This is a genomic window from Aeromicrobium sp. UC242_57 (assembly GCF_044452305.1).
Lineage (GTDB): Bacteria > Actinomycetota > Actinomycetes > Propionibacteriales > Nocardioidaceae > Aeromicrobium.
Genome location: NZ_JBIOAM010000003.1, coordinates 1,017,735 through 1,036,546 on the forward strand (window position 1 = coordinate 1,017,735; position 18,812 = coordinate 1,036,546).

Below are 18,812 nucleotides of genomic sequence, written 5' to 3' on the forward strand. Positions count from 1 at the left end.
TGCGGCCGGGATGGAGCTCTCGTCGCAGAGACCGCAGTACAGCTGACGCCGGACGAGATCCGTCGCGTCGGTGGAGACATCCAGCGGTTCCTCGCCAATGACGGGGTGACGTACACGCCGCCCGACAGCGCACCGGTGCCGTGGCAGCTCGACCCTTTCCCGTTGATCCTCGACGCGGCGGAGTGGACTCCACTCGAGGTGGGACTCGCACAGCGCACCGAGCTTGCTCGATGCGATCCTGGCCGATCTCTACGGTCCGCAGGAGCTGCTGTCCAGCGGGACGCTGCCGGCCTCGGTCGTCTTCGGTCACCAAGGCTTCCTGAGGGTCTCCGCACGCCCGTCGGCGCACGACCCGCATCCGCTGCTGATCGCTGCGGCCGATCTCGGCCGTAATGCGGCGGGCGACTGGCAGGTCATCGCCGATCGTGCCCAAGCCCCGTCGGGCATCGGCTACGCGATGGAGAACCGCCGGGTCATCTCCCGCGTCCTGCCTGAGCTCTACCGGCAGGCCAACCTGCACCGCATGGCTCCGTTCTTCCAGGCGCTGCGCGCAACCTTGATCGACTCGGCGCCTGGTCACGACGCCAATCCTCGGGTCGTCGTGCTGTCGCCTGGCACTCACTCCGAGACCGCCTACGACCAGGCATTCGTCGCCTCCAACCTGGGCTTCCCGCTCGTCGAGGGCAGCGATCTGGTGATGCGCGGTGGAGCGGTGTGGATGCGGGTGTTCGGCCGGCTCGAGCGCGTTGACGTCATCTTGCGGCGCGTGGACGCCGATTGGAGCGACTCGCTCGAGCTGCGCAAGGGTTCGCGACTCGGGGTGGCCGGGCTGTCCGAGGCGGTGCGCCGTGGAACTGTCCGCGTCGTCAACGGGCTCGGCTCCGGTGTTCTCGAGAACCCCGGTCTGCTTCCGTTCATGTCGGCGATGTGCGAGATGCTGCTGGACGAACCTCTGCGGCTGCCGTCGGTCCAGACCTACTGGACGGGCGACGACCGTTCGCGAGCGTACGTGCTCGATCACCTCGACACCCTGGTGGTTCGGGCGATCGACAGCTCGTCCGATCTGAGCCGGCTCCCGCACGACACGCTGCGGGGCTTGATCAGCGCCTCCCCGCACAAGTACGTCGGCCAGGACCCGTTGGCCCTGTCGCAGTCGCCGACGCTCGACGACCGCGGTGTGCGGCCCCAGGCAGTGTCGCTTCGGACGTTCACGTTGCGGTTCGGATCGACGTACCGGCCTTTGGTCGGCGGACTGGCCAGCATCTACGAAGACGGGCTTGCGACCTCCAGCAAGGACGTCTGGGTGCTCAAGAACCGTCCTGAGGACCCCGACCAGGGACTCGTCGACGTCCTGCCGTTGACCTCCGTGCGCGCACCCGACGCGATGGTGCCGCGCGTGCTCGAGGACATGTTCTGGTTCGGGCGGTACGCCGAGCGTGCCGAGGACATGCTGCGCCTGGTGCTGACCGCTCACGGCAGCTCGGAGGACTACCGCACCCGCCCGCACAGCGCCGGCGGCACCAGCCTTGCGGTGCTGATGTCGGCCATCGCCCGGTTGACGGGTGAACCGTTCGGAGTCGACCGGGTGGATGACAACTTCCGCTCGCTGCTGCTCGACAGCCAGCGTGAGGGATCCGTCGCCCAGTCGATCGATGCCCTGCGGGATGCGGCGCAGAGCGTCCGCGACCAGCCTGTCGCCCGACACGTGGCAGGCGTTCAGCGCGACCGACCGGGCCGCAGCCAACCTCAAGGCGTACCGCTACAGCCACCAGGTGGCCGAGAGCGCTGGCGACATGCTGACGGGCATCTTGTCGCTGCAAGGCGTCACGTCCAACATGATGCGTGATCCCGGATGGCGGATGATCGGCACCGGCCGGGCGGTCGAACGGGGCCTCCAGCTGTGCCACCTGCTGGCAGCCACGGCGACGGTCCGGCGCGGGATCGACGTCGACCGCGACGTCCTCACGTCGGTGCTGACCGCAGCCGAGAGCGCCGTGACGCATCGTCGTCGCTATCGCGGCTACGTGCGCGTCGGCGGCGTGCTCGGCTGCCGCTGCTCGAGCCGGAGAACCCGAGGTCATTGGCCTTCGGGATCGCCGGCTGCGCGGCCACCTGGCCGCGATGCCCGGCTCGACCGGATCGACCCGGCCCGAACGTCTGCTCGACGACCTCGCAGACGAGCTCGAACGGGTCGACGTCGCAGCCCGACGGTGACCGAGGGCGAGAACCGGCCGAACCTGGAGCGGTTCCTCACCGGTTACATCGGACAGCTCAGCCGGTTCGCTGATGCGGTGGGCGAGCTGCACTTCGCCGCCGGTCCCACGCCCCGCGCCTTCGGCTTCACGGCGGTGGGTCCATGAGGTATCGGGTGTCCCACCGCACGACCTACTCCTACGACCAGGACGTCAGCGACAGCCTAGGCATTGCCTACCTGTCGCCTCGTGAGTCTGCCGTGGCAGCACGTCCTCGCCCGCGACCTGGTGCTGGACCCGGTGCCGTCCGACCTCAGCCACGACCTCGACTACTACAGCAATCATGCGACCTACTTCCAGGTCACCGAGCCGCACCAGGTGCTGGACGTCCTGGCGACCAGCGAGGTCGAGGTGACCGTCCCGGTGCACACCGAGGCTGCTCTGGCCGTCCCGTGGGAGCAGGCGCGACCGGTGTCGCGGCCTGATGTCGACGATGCCTGGCGGGCCTTTGACTTCGCGTTGCCATCGTCGCTGGCCGACCAGACGGCTGAGGCGCACGCCTACGCGGCCGAGTCGCTGACGGCGGCCCGTCCGCTGGGCGAGGCGGTCGTCGAGGTGATGCGCCGGATCCACGCCGACTTCGCCTATGACAAGACGGCCACGACGGTCACGACCACGGTCGACGACATCTTCGACCAGCGCGCCGGGGTGTGCCAGGACTTCGCCCACCTGACGTTGGCCTGCCTGCGGTCGCACGGGCTGGCGGTCCGCTACGTCAGCGGCTATCTCGCCACGACTCCGCCGCCGGGCAAGGAGCGCATCGTCGGCGCTGACGCGACGCATGCCTGGGCGTCCGTGTGGGTGCCGGGTGATGGCTGGCTGGCTCTCGATCCGACCAATGACCAGCTGGCGAACGACCGTTACGTGACTCTCGCATGGGGCCGTGACTACTCCGACGTCCCGCCGGTCAAGGGCGTGATCTTCACCGAGGCCAAGAGCTCGACGTTGAAGGTCGAGGTCGATGTCGCGCCCCAGGAGCCAGCCCAGTAGCCCCCAGCCGGGAAGCCGAGCATTTTGTCCCGCTCGCAGGGGGTGAGAGAATTGGGTGTGTCCGAATCTCCCCGCAGTCTGCCGTTGGTCTTCACGTCACCCCGGGGACGCAAGAAGCCTCCGCGACACCTGGCCGACCTGAGCGCCGAAGAGCGCACCGCCGCGGCTGAGGCGCTCGGCGAGCCCGCGTTCCGGGTCAAGCAGGTTGCGAATCACTACTACGCCAGGCTCGAGCGCGATCCGGCCAACATGACCGACCTGCCGGCCGCCAGCCGCGACCGCATCGTCGACGGCTTGTTGCCCACGCTGCTCAATCCGGTGCGCACGATGGAAGCCGACAAGGGCACGACGGTCAAGACTCTCTGGAGCTGTTCGACGGGGCTCTGGTCGAGTCAGTGCTCATGCGCTACACCGACCGCGCGACGATCTGCGTGTCCAGCCAGGCCGGCTGCGGCATGGCGTGCCCGTTCTGCGCCACCGGCCAGGGCGGCCTCGAACGCAACATCAGCACCGCTGAGATCGTCGACCAGGTCGTCGACGCGGCCGGCAAGATGGCGCGCGGCGACGTGGCGGGCGGCCCCGGTCGACTGTCGAACGTCGTGTTCATGGGCATGGGCGAGCCGATGGCCAACTACAAGGCGGTCATCGGTGCGATCCGGCGCATGGTGGCACCGGCACCCGACGGGCTCGGCATGAGCGCCCGCAACATCACCCTGAGCACGGTCGGCCTGGTTCCCCGCATCAAGCAGCTGACCGACGAGGGCATCCCGGTCACGCTGGCGGTGTCGCTGCACGCGCCCGACGACGAGCTGCGCGACACGCTGGTTCCGATCAACACCCGGTTCAAGGTCGACGAGGTCGTCGATGCGGCGTGGGAGTACGCCAAGAAGACCGGCCGACGTGTCTCGATCGAGTACGCCATGATGCGTGACATCAACGACCAGGCTTGGCGTGCCGATCTCCTGGCCGACGTCCTGCAGGCGCGCGGCGACTGGGGGTGGGTGCACGTCAACCTGATCCCGCTCAATCCGACGCCCGGCTCGAAATGGACTGCTTCTCGTCGTGAGGACGAGCGCGAGTTCGTCCGCCGGCTCGAGGCCCGTGGCATCTCGACGACGGTCCGTGACACCCGCGGCAGCGACATCGACGGTGCCTGCGGTCAGCTCGCCGCTGCGGAATGACGCTGTAGCTCGGAGCCTGCTCCTTCCACGACGGGCCTGATGCTGAATGCGTGCGACGTGTGCCGCGCCGGTCTTGCCGTAGGTCTACTCGGTCGCGATGGGAGCGACTGGGGGAGCCAGACGTCCGGTCATCAGGCCTTCGTAACGACGCGTCGCAGTGTCGAGGTCTTCGGGGTGCGTCACGACGTAGAAGTCTCCGCGGGACACGCCAGCCAGGACGATCTCCGCAGCCTGCTCGCCGGAAATGCCGTGGGAGATGTGCGCGGTCATGATGGCCAGCTCTGCCTCTGACGGTTTGCGTCCTTCTGCCTCAGCGGGGCGGTTGCGTGCGGAATCCGCCATGCGCGTGCTCATCGCGCCAGGCAACGAGACTACGATTTTCACTGCGCTCTCGCGCTGCCACAGCTCGTACTGCACTGACTCGCTGAAGCCCACAATCGCGTGTTTGCTGGCGGTGTAGGCGGCGACAAACCCTACCGACCCCAGCGCAGAGTTCGAGGCCGTGTTGACGATCGTTCCCTGGTTCCGCTCGATCATCGCCGGGAGGAAGGCTGACGTACCGTGAACGATGCCCATCAGGTTGACGCCCAGGACCCAGGCCCAGTCGTCCTCGGTCAGGCCTGAACTGGGCTGCGGAGCCTCGGACACCCCTGCGTTGTTGAAGAGCAGATCGACAGGCCCGATGTCGGCCGCAATCGCGGCCAGCCGATCCACCTCGTCGCGCTTGGATACGTCGGTGAGCACGGTTGTGACCTCGACGCCCTTGGAGCGCAGGTCTGCTGCGAGCGAGTCGAGCGCCTTCTGTTCGACATCTGCTACGACCAGACGTGCACCTTGCTCGCCGAGCTTGCTGCACAGCCCGCGGCCGAGACCGCTCGCGGCTCCGGTGACGACGGCCAGTTGACCCTTCAGTTCCTCGATAGAACTCATCGTGATTCTCCCTTGTCTGTAGAACGAGCAAATGGTTGATTGGGCGAGCTGATCCCATCGGACCCCGGGTAGTCGGCGGCCGCAAAGGTGTGTGCAGTTGTGGGGGACGAGTGCAGCACGTCGACGAGCTCCTCAAGTGTTTCGTTGACCGCCTCGTGCTTCCCTTCGGGGCGGCGTCGAGCAGATGCAGCGATGACCGCGGCGGCGACGAGGCCCCAGATAGCCATCACGACAACGGCCCGGCCGACCCCCGCCCCGTCGAAGTAGACGGCCCCGCGCAGAGCGCTCAGGCCCTGAGAGGTCGGCAGTACCTCGTGGATGAGGCCGTAGAACGATGGCGCCAGGTCGAGCCGCACAGCCATGCCGGACGACGAAACCGCCGCCAGGATGAGGATCAGGACCGAGACCATGATCTGCGCCGGGCCGATCGTCCGCATTCCCGCTAGCGTCACCAACCCGCTGACGAGTGCCATGGCGAACAGCAGGCCGAACGCGGCCACGGCGTGGCCCGAGAAGATGTCGAACACAGCCCACCCGAATAGCACCTCGGTCGCGGCGACCACGACGCTGATCATCAGGACCAGCAGGGACTGCCAGGCAGCCGAGACCCGCGGCCCCGTGAGTGCGGTCACTACCGCGGCCAGGAAGCCGCCCACGATCGCGCCTATGCCCAGGTACAGCAGGCTCGTACCGATCGGATCCTTCTTCTCCACTGCGGAGACATCGTGCACCTCGGCGCGCAGGCCGGCGGCTTCGGCCGTGTCGGTCAGAATTGAGGTTGCCACGACCTTGGACTGGGCGCCAGCGGCCGACGAGACATACACATCGCCCGTCGTGGCGTCGTACGCGGCCCGGATCTCCAGGTCCTTAGCTGACCGATCGCAGCGGCCCGGTCCGGGACGGTCGTGACATCGAAGGAGTCGCCGAAGCCGGCAGCACGCAGTTGTTGCTTCGCCTCCTGCGACGCGGTTCCGTTGCCCACGACGGCGATGTCCATCCCGTTCGGCTGCGGGGAGTGAAACACCCCGACGAACAGCAACGGCAGGAAGACCGCGAAGAACACCGGCAGGGCAAGCACACCAGCGGTGAGGCGATCGCGCCGGCAGCTTCGCCTCGTCCTCGTCGAGGGACTCATCGGTGGCAAACGGCGACTCCAGGACGGGCGCGTCGTCCGCGGCCGGCGACTTGAGGCGAGAGTAGGCGATCATGGCGGCGCCGATCAGGCCCCAGAAGGCAATGGCCGCCACATCGGGGCCGATGCCGGTGCCGTCGAAGTAGATGATTCGACGCAAGCCGTCGAGCGCCGCGGACGAGGGCAGCAGGGTCTGCAGATCGGCGAAGAAGCCCGGCGTCATGTCCGCCGGGACGCCCGCGCCGGAGGCAGGAACACCTAGCAGGATCAACAGAATGATCGACAGAACTGTCATGCCTGGCCCAATCAGCTTGAGCCCGCCGGACTGGATGAGACCTGCGACGAACGCGATCAGGCCGATCATCAGGCCGACTTCCAGCAGATTGGTCGTGAGGGCTCCGAAGACGGCGTATCCGATGAAGGTCGTGACGACGCCCGCCAGCATGCTCATGCCAGCGAGGATGCCCAGCCGCGACGCAAGCCGACTCCGCCGAGCGCGACTCCGAGAACGGTTGCCGTCGTGAAGCCGACAAGCACGCCTGCCAGACCGAGGAACAAGAAGGTCACGCCCAGGCGGTCGCCTTCGGGCAGGGGCACGACGTCCTCCACGGTGAGTTCGATGCCGCTGTCAGCGGCAACGTCCGCGAAGGTGGTCGCGACCGCCTGCTCGGCAGCGGGGCTACCTGCTGACGCCACGTAGATCACGCCGGTGGAAGGATCGTAGGCGCCACGAGTGGACATGGCTTTGAGGTGCGAGACGGCGTCTGCGCGGTTGGCGACGGTGGTGGCGTCGAAGGCGCCGTCCGACGACATTGTCAGGCCCTGCGCGAGCTGCTGCGCCGATGGCGACGTCCCGATGATCTCGACACGCATCCGATCAGGAGTCGGCTCGTGAAACGCGGCCAGGTAGAGTCCGGGCAGCGCGATCGCCATGAAGAGCGGAAAAATGAGCGAGATCATCACCATTTTGTTGGGGCGTTTGCCGCTGGTGGGCGAACCGGCCACTCCCGGCGGCGACTGCTGTGACGTGCTGGCCTCGTCCACGATCCTGATCTACTCTCTGACGTAGTTACCTTACATTTGTAAGATAGCCGATATGGTGGATGACAACAACACGAAGGAGCTTGACGTGACGCACGAGACACCCGTGGACGCTCGGGTTCAGCGTTCCCGCGCCCGACTGATGGTTGCGCTGTCCGAGCTGCTGCGGCAGCAGCCGTCCAGCCGCATCACCATCTCTGCGCTCTGCCAGGCCGCTGGCGTGAGCCGTCCTACCTTCTACCAGCACTTCTCCACCGTCGACGATGTCCTCACTGCCGCTCTCGACGAGCGGATGGAGCAAGTCCGAGCTGCTGTGATGGCCTCCGAGCGGGACGACGGCCGGACAAGCGTCGCCCGCTTCCTCGCGGACGTCATCGATGATCCTCAGGCCTACAAGGAACTGCTCAGTGCGGGCATGCTGCTCGCTGGCCCGAGCGACACCCTGCAGCTTCTGGGTGTCGCGGCGACTCGCGGAGCATTTCGGGCTCGGAGACGAATCGACGCTGGACCTCGCCTTCACATCAGCAGGCGTAGTAGCCGTCGTCCGCGAATGGCTCCGGTCCCCGACGGTCGGCGACACGAGTCTCGCCGACCACGTCTGGACGCTCGTGTCGAACACCCTGGGTTCGACCGACGACTGACTCGTGCTTGCCCTTTCAGCATCGATTCACAGCGACCCGGCGCGACGCGGCCGATCTCGCTCACGGCCTGACCGGCGCCTGACCACTGCCTGGTCGACGGGGGAGAGCCCCTCGGCGATAGCGTGGTGACGACCAGGAGGAGATCCATGATCGGCATGACCCGCGACGCTGACGTCGTCACCATCGAGCTTCCAGCGCGAAGATCGGCGCAATGCGCTGAACCTCGAGCTGTGCAACGAGCTGCGTGCTGCAGCCCAGGAGGCTGCCGATGGAGGTGCTCGAGCGATCGTCATCACCGGCAAGGGGACAGCCTTCTGCGCCGGAGCCGATCTGGGCGGCGTCTACGGGCCGGAGTTCCTCGAAGCGCTCTACGGCATGCTGCACAGCTTGACGAAGCTGCCGTGCCGATCATCGCCGCGGTCAACGGCCCGGCGATCGGCGCCGGCACGCAGCTCGCGATGGCCTGCGACCTGAGGGTCGCCGACGAGACCGCGCTCTTCGGGGTCCCGGTGGCTCGCAACGGCATGGCCGTCGATGCCTGGACGATTCGTACGCTCGGCGAGCTCGCTGGGGTCGGCGTGGCGCGGCGCGTCCTGCTGGCGGCAGAGATGCTCGATCGCGACGCGGCGCTGGGCTGCGGCCTGGTCGACCGTCTCGGCGCCCTCGACGATGCGGTGGCTTGGGCCCACGAGATCGCGGCCTTGGCACCGGTCGCGATCGCGCACAACAAGCTCGTGCTGAACGGTGCTCCCGACGACGTGATCGCTCAGAGCTTCGATGCCGTCTGGGCCAGCGACGACGTGCGTGAAGCTGCCGCCGCCCGCGCCGAGAAGCGCGCCCCGATCTTTGCGGGGCGATGATGGCGAGCTTGGTCTTTCGCGTGCTCGACGCGCACGTCATCCATGGTCGTGCCGACGAGACGGCGGTCCGTGACACCGCCGGAACGATGTCGTACGCCCAGCTGCTGCACGAGTCGGCCTGCATCGCGGCTGGTCTGCACCACATGGGTGTCGACGCAGGCACCGCGGTCGCGATCGATGTGGGGGCCGGACGTCACCACGTGACTGCGGTCCTGGCGCTCGCCCGGTTGGGTGCGGTGCCGGCGCCACAGAGCCAGACTGCTGAGTTCAAGCTCGTCGGCACGCCGCCGGTGCTGCAGGCACCCGACACCGAAGTGGTGTGGGGCTGCTCGACAAGGCCGGCCGCACCGAGCCGGCGGCCGCGCCCGAGCGTGATCCCGACGGGTACGAGCAGGTCCTGCGAGAGGTGTACGGGCGAGCTGCTGACGACCCTCGAGGCCGGCGGAACGGTCGAGTCCTAGCGGACGCCCCAGGCGTAGGTCTGCTTCTCCAGGCGCAGGTACACGAAGGTCTCGGTCGTGACGACCCCTTCGAGCGAGCTGATCTGCTCCGACACGATGTCGAGCAAGCCGTCATCGCTCTCGGCGACGAGCTCGGCCAAGATGTCGAAGCGCCCGGTCGTCACGACGATGTAGTCGAGCGCCTCGATCGCCGCGGCTGCGCTGCGACCTCGCGGACGTTGCCGCTGACCTTGATGCCGATCATGGCCTGACGGGCAAAACCCATCTGCATCGGATCGGTGACCGCGACGACCTGCATGACGCCGCCGTCGATGCAGCTTCTGCACGCGGTGGCGCACTGCCGCCTCGGAGAGGTTGACCTCCTTGGCGATCGCGGAGTACGAGAGTCTTCCGTCGTCCTGCAGGAGCTCGATGATGCGCTTGGCGGTGTCGTCGAGGTTCTGCCCGCGGACGGTGCTCGGCTTGCGGTCGCTCATGCCCGACATCATGCCCTATCCCCGGCAGTCGGACAGCATCTCATCGGCATCTGGTGACGCTTTCATGTGCGAAACAGAGTCTTAACGCCGGAATCCCTTGTGCTGAGGCCCCAATCTTGCGAGTATTCGTGAACAGGGAGAAAAGGGGTAGTGCATCGTGGGAGTCGATCGACGTACTGTGCTGAAGGGTATCGGAGGCTCGGCGGCCTTCCTGGGGGTCAGCGGCTTCGCCTTGACCAGGTTCGACACCCCCGACCGCAAGCAGGATCCCGCGACGTGCGTGGGCAAGGACTTGTCTGCCACCCAGAAGAAGCTCGTGTTCTCCAACTGGCCCGAGTACATCGACGAGGATGACGGCGACTATGTCTCGACGCTGACCCAGTTCGAGAAGGACACGGGCATCGACGTCCAGTACACCGCCGACATCAACGACAACAGCGAGTTCTTCGCCAAGGTCTCTAATCAGCTCGGCTCGTGCAGCTCGTCCAAGCGTGACCTGTTCGCGCTGACCGACTGGATGGCTGCCCGCATGATCCAGGTCGGCTGGATCCAGCCGCTCGATCCCGCCAACGTGCCGAATCTGCACGCCAACATCATCGACTCGCTCGCCAAGCCTGAATGGGACCCCAAGCGCGAGTTCTCGGCGCCGTGGCAGAGCGGACTGACCGGCATCGCCTACAACAAGAGCAAGGTCGGCGAGATCAAGTCGTTCAAGGAGCTGTTGACCCGTGAAGACCTCAAGGGCCGCATCACCCTGCTGACCGAGATGCGCGACACGATGGGCTTCCTGCTGCTGATCAACGGGGCCGACCCCGAGAAGTTCACCGATGCGCAGTGGCAAGACTCGATCGACATGCTGAAGAAGGCCCGCTCCGACGGTCAGATACGCCGGTTTACCGGCAACGACTACGTGCAGGACCTCGCCGCCGGCAACATCCTGGCCTGCGAGGCCTGGTCCGGAGACATCGCCAACGCCGGTGACGAGAACCTCGTCTGGATCCCGCCGGAGGAGGGGATCATGATCTGGGCCGACAACATGATGGTGCCCAACCTGGCCGAGCACCAGGCCAATGCCGAGAAGCTGATCAACTACTACTACGAGCCCGAGGTCGCTGCAAAGCTGGCCGATTACAACAGCTACATCTGTCCGGTCAAGGGCGCGCAGGAAGCCATGGAGAAGGTCAACCCCGACAACGTCGAGAACGAGCCTGATCTTCCCGACGTCCGAGACACTCGATCGATCGCACCGCTTCATGGCGCTGGATGAGGCCCAGATGCGCACCTACGAAGGAGATTTTGCCAATGTCACCAGCAGCTGAGGCGATGACGTCTCCCACGCAGGGCACCTCGCGCGATCTGCGGCTCTCGCGGCTCACCAAGGAGTTCGCGACGTTCACGGCCGTCAAGTCGCTCGACCTGGTGGTCCCGCAGGGCGAGTTCTTCGCCCTGCTCGGCCCTTCCGGGTGCGGCAAGACCACGACGTTGCGCATGGTCGCCGGCCTCGACATCCCGACCTCGGGCTCGATCCACCTCGGCGACACCGACGTGACGTACGAGAAGCCGTACCGCCGGCCGGTCAACACGGTGTTCCAGAACTATGCGCTGTTTCCGCACCTGAACATCTTCGACAACGTGGCCTTCGGGCTGAAGCGACGCGGCGTCAAGGACGTCAAGCAGCAGGTCGCCGACATGCTGGAGCTCGTCGAGCTCACCTCGCAGGCGTACAAGAAGCCGGCGCAGATGTCGGGCGGTCAGCAGCAGCGGGTGGCCCTGGCTCGAGCCTTGATCAACAAGCCCGAGGTGCTGCTCCTCGACGAGCCGTTGGGTGCGCTCGACCTCAAGCTGCGCCGCAGCATGCAGCTGGAGCTCAAGCGCATCCAGACCGAGGTCGGCCTGACCTTCGTGCACGTCACGCACGATCAGGAAGAGGCCATGACGATGGCCGACACCATCGCGGTCATGAACCAAGGACTCATCGAGCAGATGGGCGCACCCACCGAGCTGTACGAGAATCCGCGGACCACGTTCGTGGCGAACTTCCTGGGGCAGTCCAATCTCATCGCAGCCGAGATCGAGGGACGCGAAGGCGATCACGTCAAGGTCAGGATGCCCGGAGGGATCGCCTCGGTGCGCGGTGAACGTGCCCACAGCGACACCGGCAAGGGCTGGCTCGGGATCCGGCCCGAGAAGGTGTTGATCGCCGAGGCCGGACACCCCATCGACGCACCGGGCAGCGTGTTCGAAGGTGGCTACGTGACCGAGATCAGCTTCGTCGGCGTCAGCACCCAGTACACCGTCATGATGCCGTGGGGCCAGGAGATCATGGCCTTCGAGCAGAACACCGGCGCTCGCCACATGCTGCCGGTCGGCACGAAGGTCGACGTCTCGTGGCGCCCGGAGTTCGCGTTCCTGCTCGATGCGAGCCAGGACGCCAAGGCCGGGATCGAGGAGGAGTAGTGGCGACCGTGGAGGAGGTCGCGGCTGCGCCGGGGGTCAGGCCGAAGCGCAAGCTGACCGGTTACTGGTTGATCCTGCCAGGTGCGATCTGGCTGGGTCTGTTCTTCGTCGTCCCGTTCTACTCCTTGGTCTCGACGAGCCTGTACGACCCCAACGGCTCGGTGCTGACGGGCTATCAGATGACGTGGCACTTCCAGAACTTCGCCGACGCGATCAGCCAGTACAAGGGCCAGATCGGGCGTTCGCTGCTGTACGCCGGAACTGCGACGTTGTTGTGCCTGGTCATCGGCTACGTCCTGGCCTACGCCATCGCGTTCAAGTCGGGGCGGTGGAAGAACCTCATGCTGGTGCTGGTCATCGCGCCGTTCTTCACGTCGTTCCTGCTGCGCACGCTGTCGTGGAAGCTGATCCTCGCTGATGACGGCTTCGTGGTCGACCTGGCGCAGACGCTCCACCTGACCAATGCGCTCAACGTGATTGGGCTGACGAGCACCGACGATCGTCTGCTGGCAACGCCGTTCGCGGTCATCGCGGGGCTGACGTACAACTTCCTTCCGTTCATGGTCCTGCCCCTCTATGCGAGTCTCGAGAAGATCGACATCCGGCTGATCGAGGCGTCCGGTGATCTCTACGCCTCGCCGATCCGCGGCTTCTTCAAGGTCACGTTCCCGCTGTCGCTGCCCGGTGTCGTGGCCGGCACCCTGCTGACGTTCATCCCGGCGGCGGGCGACTACGTCAATGCCGAGCTGTTGGGTGACACCAACACCAAGATGGTCGGCAACGTGATCCAGAGCCTGTTCACGACCCAGCTCGACTATGCGACCGCCGGTGCTCTCTCGGTGACCTTGATGGTCATCATCGTCGGCGCGGTCCTGATCTACGTCCGCACCGCGGGGACGGAGGAACTCGTATGAATCCGCTCCTACGGGCCAAGCGTTGGCTCGCTGACCACCTGATCCTCGGACTGGGGCTGCTGGTCCTGGCCTACACGTTCGTGCCGATCGCGATCGTCGTGCTGATGAGCTTCAACGACAGCAGCAAGTCGCGCAACGTGTACAAGTTCCAGAAGTTCACCTGGGACAACTGGGTCGATCCGGGCAGCTGGGCGCCGGGGATGGCTGACTCCGTCTGGTTGAGCATCAAGATCGCCTTGCTCGCGACGCTCGTCGCGACGATCTTGGGCACGCTGGCGGCCTTCGCGCTGGTCAGGCACCGGTTCAGGGGACGTTCTGCGGCGAACCTGATCATCTTCCTGCCGATGGCCTCACCCGAGATCGTGATGGGTTCGTCCTTGCTGGCCTTGTTCGTCTCGGCCGGATTCGGCGGTCAGCTGGGCTTCTGGACGATCCTCATTGCGCACATCATGTTCTGCCTGTCGTTCGTGATCGTCACCGTCAAGGCGAGGCTCGCCGGGCTCGACGACAACCTCGAGCAGGCCGCGATGGACCTGTATGCCACCGAGGCGCAGACCTTCTGGCGGGTCACGTTCCCACTCGTGCTGCCAGGAATCGTGGGGGCAGCATTGTTGAGCTTCTCGCTGTCGTTCGACGACTTCATCATCACGAACCTCAACTCCGGCCAGGAGGTGACGTTCCCGATGTTCGTGTGGGGCGCCAACCAGCGGGGCGTGCCGATGGAGGTCAACGTCATCGGCACGGCGATGTTCGTCATCGCGATCTCGATCGTCCTGGCCGGTGGCTTGCCCGTCGCCGCCAGCAGAAGGCCCTCGCCTCCTGACCGACCCGTAAGCTTCCAGCAAGACTCAGAAAGCCACCGCTTCATCCTTGTTCTACCAGGAGGAAGCGGTGGCTTTCTGGGTTGACTCGGGAAATGCCGGACGGGCTAGAGCAGGTTTGTGCTTCGCTCAGCACCGAGCGCAGGATCTGCTCCATCTCGTCGAAGTGGCTTTGGTCGGCGATGAGCGGGGGAGACAGCTGGATGACCGGGTCGCCCCGGTCATCGGCGCGGCAGTACAGCCCGTTGTCGAACAGGGCCTTCGACAAGAACCCTCGCAGCAGCCGCTCCGACTCGTCGTCGTCGAAGGTCTCCTTGGTCGTCTTGTCCTTGACGGCTCGATGCCGTAGAAGAATCCGTCACCGCGCACGTCTCCGACGATGTCGAGGTCGAGCAGCTTCTCGAGCGTCCCGCGGAACGCGCCTTCGTTGCGCAGCACGTGACCGTTGAGGTCTTCGCGCTCGAAGATGTCGAGATTGGCCATCGCGACGGCGGCTGACACGGGATGTCCACCGAACGTGTAGCCGTGCGCGAAGGAGTTGTTGCCCTCGAGGAAGGGCTCCATGATGCGGTCGGACGCGATCATGGCTCCCATCGGCGAGTAGCCCGACGTGAGTCCCTTGGCGCAGGTGATGATGTCGGGCTGGTAGCCGAACTTCGTCGCACCGAACATCTCGCCGAGGCGACCGAAGGCGCAGATGACCTCGTCGGAGACCAGCAGGACGTCGTGGCGGTCGCAGATCTCACGAACCCGCTGGAAGTATCCCGGCGGGGGAGGAAAGCAGCCGCCGGCGTTCTGCACCGGCTCCAAGAAGACCGCCGCGACGGTGTCGGGGCCTTCGGCGAGGATCGCGTCCTCGATACGGTCGGCGGCCCATCGGCCGAAGTCTTCGAGGTTGTCCCCGTGCTCGGGGGCGCGGTAGAAGTTGGTGTTCGGCACGTGGACCGTCGACGGGACGAGCGGCTCGAACATCTGCTTGAGCGCCGGGATGCCGGTGATCGACAAGGCGCCGTGCGGGGTGCCGTGATACGCGACCTGACGGCTGATGACCTTGGTCTTGAGCGGCTTGCCGGTCAGCTTGAAGTACTGCTTGGCGGCCTTCCACGCGGTCTCGACTGCTTCGCCGCCGCCGGTCGTGAAGAACACCCGGTTGAGGTCGCCTGGGGCGTAGGAAGCGATGCGTTCGGCGAGCATGATCGCGTTGGGATGAGCGAACGTCCAGATAGGGAAGAACGGCAAGCTCCTTGGCCTGCTTGGCTGCAGCCTCGGCGAACTCTTCGCGACCGTGGCCCGCCTGGACGACGAACAGACCGGCAAGTCCGTCGAGGTACTTGCGACCGTGAGAGTCCCAGATGTACATCCCGTCGCCCTTGGTGATGATGGGGATGTCGTGCGCGTCGTCGTACGCGCCGTGCCGTGAGAAGTGCATCCAGAGGTGGCGCTTGCCAGCCTTCTGGAGGTGGTCGAAGTCCAGTTCGCTACTCATTCCCTCATTCTGGCTAGTTGTCCGCACGAAGACAAGGGAATTCGTCGCGCGGTTCCGGGTTTGCTTCAGAATCCGTTGAACTGCCGCCAGGTGTGGGGTTGGATGGGGGTATGAGAATTCTCCTGGTCGGTGCTGGCGGAGTCGGTTCGGCGTTCTGTGCGATCGCTGCTCGTCGAGACTTCTTCGAGGCGGTGGTCGTCGCCGACTACGCGCTCGACAGCGCCCGACGGGCCGTCGACGTGTTGGACGACCCACGGTTCACCGCCGCGCAGGTCGATGCCTCCGACGCGGCCTCAGTCGAGTCGCTGGCGAGGTCGGCAGGTGCCACGCACGTCATGAACGCTGTCGACCCGCGGTTCGTGATGCCGATCTTCCACGGCGCTTTCACGGCAGGTGCCGACTACCTCGACATGGCGATGAGCCTGTCGAAGCCGCACCCCGAGCAGCCACACTCCCTGACGGGCGTCAAGCTCGGCGACGAGCAGTTCGCCCTGGCCGCAGACTGGGAGGCCGCCGGTCGCCTCGCGTTGTGCGGGATGGGCGTCGAGCCCGGGCTGTCCGATGTCTTCGCCCGGTACGCCGCCGATCACCTGTTCAGCGAGATCGACGAGCTCGGCACCCGCGACGGTGCCAACCTGACGGTCGACGGCCATGACTTCGCACCCTCGTTCTCGATCTGGACGACGATCGAGGAATGTCTGAACCCGCCGGTGATCTGGCAGGACGGCGAGTGGTTCACGACCGAGCCGTTCAGCGAGCCGGAGATCTTCGACTTTCCCGAGGGCATCGGTCCGGTCGAGTGCGTCAACGTCGAGCACGAAGAAGTCCTGCTGATGCCACGCTGGGTCAGACCAAGCGGGCCACGTTCAAGTACGGCCTGGGCAAGGAGTTCATCGAGGTGCTGCGGACGCTGCACAAGCTCGGTCTCGACTCGACCGAGAAGGTCGAATGTCACGTCGGTGATCGGGGGCCGGCCGACCGTCGTGCCCGGTCAGCCCGCGTGACGTCGTCGCAGCCTGCCTGCCCGATCCGGCCACGCTGGGTGAGCAGATGCACGGCAAGACGTGTGCCGGGCTCTGGGTCACCGGCGCGGGCAAGGACGGGCAGCCCCGTTCGACGTACCTCTACCACGTCGTCGACAACGACTGGTCGATGCAGGAGTACGGCCACCAGTGCGTCGTCTGGCAGACCGCCGTCAACCCGGTCGTGGCGCTGGAGCTGCTGGCCACCGGCGTGTGGTCGGGTGCGGGAGTACTGGGGCCGGAGGCCTTCGACTCGGTCCCGTTCCTCGAGCTGCTGCGCGACGGCTACGACTCGCCCTGGGGCCAGGACGAGCGACCTATCCCGGCTTGACCGCCTGCAACGTGTAGGTCATCGGGAACCGACCAGGCCGGTCGGTGAGCCGGTACTCACCGTTCGGGAGCAGCTCGGTGTAGCCCTCCAGCGGATTCCACGGAGCGCTGTCGTGCTCGTCGAGCCCTGTGATGGTCAGGCCCGCGTCGAGCAGCGAGGTGACGATCTCGCCGAGGCCGTGGTTCCACTCATGGGTCACGGTGTGCTCGAACTGGGTGTCGGTCGCGACGTACGTGCCGGGCTCGTCCCAGACCGTGGGCTCGTCGTGCTCGAAGTAGGGGTGCTCGATCGTGATGAGCCCGTCAGGTCGAGGATCGGCGGTGGCGAACAGGATCGGATGTCCTTCGCGCAGGAACAGCCGGCCGCCGGGAGCCAGTAGGTCGGCGACGACCGTGGCCCACCGACGGATGTCGGGCAGCCAGCCGAGCGCGCCGATGCCGGTGAACACCAGGTCGAACTGCCCCGCAGGCAGCACGTCGGGCGCTGCGTACAGCGCAGCCTCGACGAAGTCGACGTCATGGCCCAGCTCGTCGGCCAGGCGACGCGCCTCGGCGAGGGCCGTGGGACTGATGTCGAGACCCGTCATCTGCGCGCCTAGCCGGGCCAACGAGATCGTGTCGGTGCCGATGTGGCACTGCAGGTGCACCCCGCGCAGCCCTGCGACGGAACCCAGCCGCGGGAGGTCGAACCGCACGACGTCGGAGATGAAGGCTGGGTCGTTGCGGAACTCGTCGAGCTTGTAGTCGGCGACTGCGCATGCGGGACAGCACGCTCGTTCCAGGCGATCAGGTCGGCGTCGTAGTAGTTGCCGGTCATGCGCCGACGTTAGCCGATGCCAGCGGCGTGGCACACGTACGACCAGACGGCGCGGCGGGCAGCCGGGTCATCGGACTTGCCGGGCAGGTAGTACGTCGAGCGAGGACGCCGATCTGACCAGAACTTGCCGGTCGACCGGGTCGCCTCGGGCGAGGCCGTCAGCCAGGTGATCGTGTCGGCGCCTTGGGCCGGCGACCGCAGGATGGGACTGGCGATCTTCGCGAACCGGGGCAGCGAATCGGTCACGCCGGGGGTGTCGGCCCACCCCGGGTGCATGCTGTGGACCGTGATGCCGTCACTGGCATACCGCTCGGCGAGCAGCTCGGCCAGCGTCACCTGGAGACGTTTGGTGCGAGCGTAGGCACGAACGCCCTCGTAGTCGCCGTGCTCGAACTCGATGTCAGCGCCGATCGACTGGTCGAGCGGTGCGGAGTACATGCCGCCGGACGACACGAAGATGACCCGTGGGCTCTCGGCCGCCGCCAAGGCAGGTCGCAAGCTCTTCGGTCAGCGCCAGCGGTCCGATGACGTGCGTGGCGAGCGCGATCTCGTGGCCTTGCGCAGACTCCGACCGTTCGGGTGGCATCAAACCGGCGTCGTGGATGATCGCGTGCAGGACGGGGACGCGATCGCGCAGCCCAGCGGCGTAGGCACGTACCGCATCGAGGTCGCTGACGTCGCAGACCTCGGCGAGCAGGTCGGCGGCAGGAACACTGTGACGGATGACCTCGGCCGCCGATTCGAGGCGTTCCTGGCTGCGACCCACGAGGTGGACGGTCGCGCCGAGCCGTGCCAGGCCCAGGGCGGTGGCCTGCCCCAGACCGCTGCTCGCACCCGTGACGACGACATGACGTCCGGCGAGGGACTGCGGTGCGGGATCGCTGGGCCACCAGCGGCGGCGCAGCGCCGGGCCGATCGACGAGTACCCGGGGACGACGGTCTTGTCGAGGGCAGTGTCGATCCAGGACGTCAGGCGAGAAGGCATGTGACAACCGTAGGTG

The 18,812-nt window shown here is 66.3% G+C and carries 17 protein-coding genes and 5 pseudogenes; 14 read left to right on the forward strand and 8 right to left on the reverse strand.

Annotated elements, in window-relative coordinates; translation table 11 throughout:
• Positions 1 to 223 precede the first annotated feature (223 nt).
• The 5 genes and pseudogenes from ACHMWU_RS16505 to rlmN all read left to right on the forward strand — a co-directional run.
• Positions 224 to 1,624 (forward strand): annotated as a pseudogene (locus ACHMWU_RS16505) (circularly permuted type 2 ATP-grasp protein); the annotation flags it as partial.
• Positions 1,625 to 1,664: 40 nt separating this feature from the next.
• The gene (locus ACHMWU_RS16510; RefSeq protein WP_396045237.1) at positions 1,665 to 2,360 is read left to right on the forward strand and encodes an alpha-E domain-containing protein; all 696 of its coding nucleotides are present in this window, start codon (positions 1,665 to 1,667) and stop codon (positions 2,358 to 2,360) included.
• Positions 2,357 to 2,407, forward strand: a pseudogene (locus tag ACHMWU_RS16515) (hypothetical protein); the annotation flags it as partial. The gene ACHMWU_RS16510 and the pseudogene ACHMWU_RS16515, both read left to right, overlap by 4 nt.
• Positions 2,408 to 2,441: 34 nt before the next feature.
• Positions 2,442 to 3,242: a transglutaminase domain-containing protein gene (locus ACHMWU_RS16520; protein ID WP_396045239.1), complete on the forward strand. Its 801-nt coding sequence runs from the start codon at positions 2,442 to 2,444 to the stop codon at positions 3,240 to 3,242.
• Positions 3,243 to 3,299: 57 nt separating this feature from the next.
• Positions 3,300 to 4,423: pseudogene (gene rlmN / locus ACHMWU_RS16525) on the forward strand (23S rRNA (adenine(2503)-C(2))-methyltransferase RlmN).
• Between the two features lie 84 nt (positions 4,424 to 4,507).
• On the opposite strand, the gene ACHMWU_RS16530 reads toward rlmN, so the two are convergent.
• Genes ACHMWU_RS16530 through ACHMWU_RS16540 form a run of 3 tightly spaced genes read right to left on the reverse strand, consistent with a single transcriptional unit; the run spans position 4,508 to position 7,490 of the window.
• On the reverse strand, positions 4,508 to 5,353 hold the full coding sequence (locus tag ACHMWU_RS16530; protein WP_396045241.1) for an SDR family NAD(P)-dependent oxidoreductase: 846 nt from the start codon (positions 5,351 to 5,353) through the stop codon (positions 4,508 to 4,510).
• Positions 5,350 to 6,936 carry a hypothetical protein gene (locus ACHMWU_RS16535; RefSeq protein ID WP_396045243.1) on the reverse strand — a complete coding sequence of 529 codons (1,587 nt, stop codon included), beginning with the start codon at positions 6,934 to 6,936 and terminating at the stop codon, positions 5,350 to 5,352. The genes ACHMWU_RS16530 and ACHMWU_RS16535 overlap by 4 nt, the downstream gene beginning before the upstream one ends.
• Complete coding sequence (locus ACHMWU_RS16540; RefSeq protein ID WP_396045245.1) at positions 6,933 to 7,490, reverse strand: hypothetical protein; 558 nt, start codon at positions 7,488 to 7,490, stop codon at positions 6,933 to 6,935. The genes ACHMWU_RS16535 and ACHMWU_RS16540 overlap by 4 nt, the downstream gene beginning before the upstream one ends.
• Positions 7,491 to 7,668: 178 nt before the next feature.
• Here ACHMWU_RS16540 and ACHMWU_RS16545 point away from each other — a divergent pair, with 178 nt between their 5' ends.
• The 3 genes and pseudogenes from ACHMWU_RS16545 (at position 7,669) to ACHMWU_RS16555 (ending at position 9,488) form a co-directional block, all read left to right on the forward strand.
• Positions 7,669 to 8,238: a TetR/AcrR family transcriptional regulator gene (locus ACHMWU_RS16545; protein WP_396046845.1), complete on the forward strand. Its 570-nt coding sequence runs from the start codon at positions 7,669 to 7,671 to the stop codon at positions 8,236 to 8,238.
• A 169-nt stretch (positions 8,239 to 8,407) separates the two neighbouring features.
• Positions 8,408 to 9,027: pseudogene (locus ACHMWU_RS16550) on the forward strand (enoyl-CoA hydratase-related protein).
• An 8-nt stretch (positions 9,028 to 9,035) separates the two neighbouring features.
• On the forward strand, positions 9,036 to 9,488 hold the full coding sequence (locus ACHMWU_RS16555) for an AMP-binding protein (RefSeq protein WP_396045247.1): 453 nt from the start codon (positions 9,036 to 9,038) through the stop codon (positions 9,486 to 9,488).
• Here the strand turns inward: ACHMWU_RS16555 and ACHMWU_RS16560 are convergent.
• On the reverse strand, positions 9,485 to 9,964 hold the full coding sequence (locus tag ACHMWU_RS16560) for an Lrp/AsnC family transcriptional regulator (RefSeq protein WP_396045249.1): 480 nt from the start codon (positions 9,962 to 9,964) through the stop codon (positions 9,485 to 9,487). The two genes, ACHMWU_RS16555 and ACHMWU_RS16560, sit on opposite strands and share 4 nt — an antisense overlap.
• A gap of 178 nt (positions 9,965 to 10,142) precedes the next feature.
• On the opposite strand from ACHMWU_RS16560, the gene ACHMWU_RS16565 reads away from it, so the two are divergent.
• The 4 genes from ACHMWU_RS16565 to ACHMWU_RS16580 are packed head-to-tail and all read left to right on the forward strand — an operon-like array spanning position 10,143 to position 14,243.
• Positions 10,143 to 11,231, forward strand: a complete 1,089-nt coding sequence (locus ACHMWU_RS16565; protein WP_396045251.1) for a spermidine/putrescine ABC transporter substrate-binding protein — start codon at positions 10,143 to 10,145, stop codon at positions 11,229 to 11,231.
• A 56-nt stretch (positions 11,232 to 11,287) separates the two neighbouring features.
• Positions 11,288 to 12,421 carry an ABC transporter ATP-binding protein gene (locus tag ACHMWU_RS16570; RefSeq protein ID WP_396045253.1) on the forward strand — a complete coding sequence of 378 codons (1,134 nt, stop codon included), beginning with the start codon at positions 11,288 to 11,290 and terminating at the stop codon, positions 12,419 to 12,421.
• Complete coding sequence (locus tag ACHMWU_RS16575) at positions 12,421 to 13,335, forward strand: ABC transporter permease (protein ID WP_396045255.1); 915 nt, start codon at positions 12,421 to 12,423, stop codon at positions 13,333 to 13,335. The genes ACHMWU_RS16570 and ACHMWU_RS16575 overlap by 1 nt, the downstream gene beginning before the upstream one ends.
• A complete protein-coding gene (locus tag ACHMWU_RS16580; RefSeq protein WP_396045258.1) occupies positions 13,332 to 14,243 on the forward strand; it encodes an ABC transporter permease in 912 nt (303 codons plus the stop codon). The genes ACHMWU_RS16575 and ACHMWU_RS16580 overlap by 4 nt, the downstream gene beginning before the upstream one ends.
• Positions 14,244 to 14,274: 31 nt before the next feature.
• On the opposite strand, the pseudogene ACHMWU_RS16585 reads toward ACHMWU_RS16580, so the two are convergent.
• Positions 14,275 to 15,642: pseudogene (locus tag ACHMWU_RS16585) on the reverse strand (aspartate aminotransferase family protein); the annotation flags it as partial.
• 110 nt (positions 15,643 to 15,752) lie between these two features.
• Between ACHMWU_RS16585 and ACHMWU_RS16590 the strand changes: the two are divergent.
• Positions 15,753 to 16,646 (forward strand): saccharopine dehydrogenase family protein, encoded by an 894-nt coding sequence (locus ACHMWU_RS16590; RefSeq protein WP_396045260.1) that lies wholly within the window; start codon positions 15,753 to 15,755, stop codon positions 16,644 to 16,646.
• A 46-nt stretch (positions 16,647 to 16,692) separates the two neighbouring features.
• Entirely contained in the window at positions 16,693 to 16,995 is a 303-nt protein-coding gene (locus tag ACHMWU_RS16595; RefSeq protein ID WP_396045262.1) for a hypothetical protein, read from the forward strand.
• Here the strand turns inward: ACHMWU_RS16595 and ACHMWU_RS16600 are convergent.
• The 3 genes from ACHMWU_RS16600 to ACHMWU_RS16610 are packed head-to-tail and all read right to left on the reverse strand — an operon-like array spanning position 16,982 to position 18,796.
• On the reverse strand, positions 16,982 to 17,845 hold the full coding sequence (locus ACHMWU_RS16600; protein WP_396045264.1) for a class I SAM-dependent methyltransferase: 864 nt from the start codon (positions 17,843 to 17,845) through the stop codon (positions 16,982 to 16,984). The two genes, ACHMWU_RS16595 and ACHMWU_RS16600, sit on opposite strands and share 14 nt — an antisense overlap.
• Complete coding sequence (locus tag ACHMWU_RS16605; protein ID WP_396045266.1) at positions 17,821 to 18,249, reverse strand: hypothetical protein; 429 nt, start codon at positions 18,247 to 18,249, stop codon at positions 17,821 to 17,823. Before ACHMWU_RS16605 ends, ACHMWU_RS16600 begins: the two co-directional genes overlap by 25 nt.
• On the reverse strand, positions 18,212 to 18,796 hold the full coding sequence (locus ACHMWU_RS16610) for an SDR family NAD(P)-dependent oxidoreductase (protein ID WP_396045268.1): 585 nt from the start codon (positions 18,794 to 18,796) through the stop codon (positions 18,212 to 18,214). Before ACHMWU_RS16610 ends, ACHMWU_RS16605 begins: the two co-directional genes overlap by 38 nt.
• Positions 18,797 to 18,812: the final 16 nt, after the last annotated feature.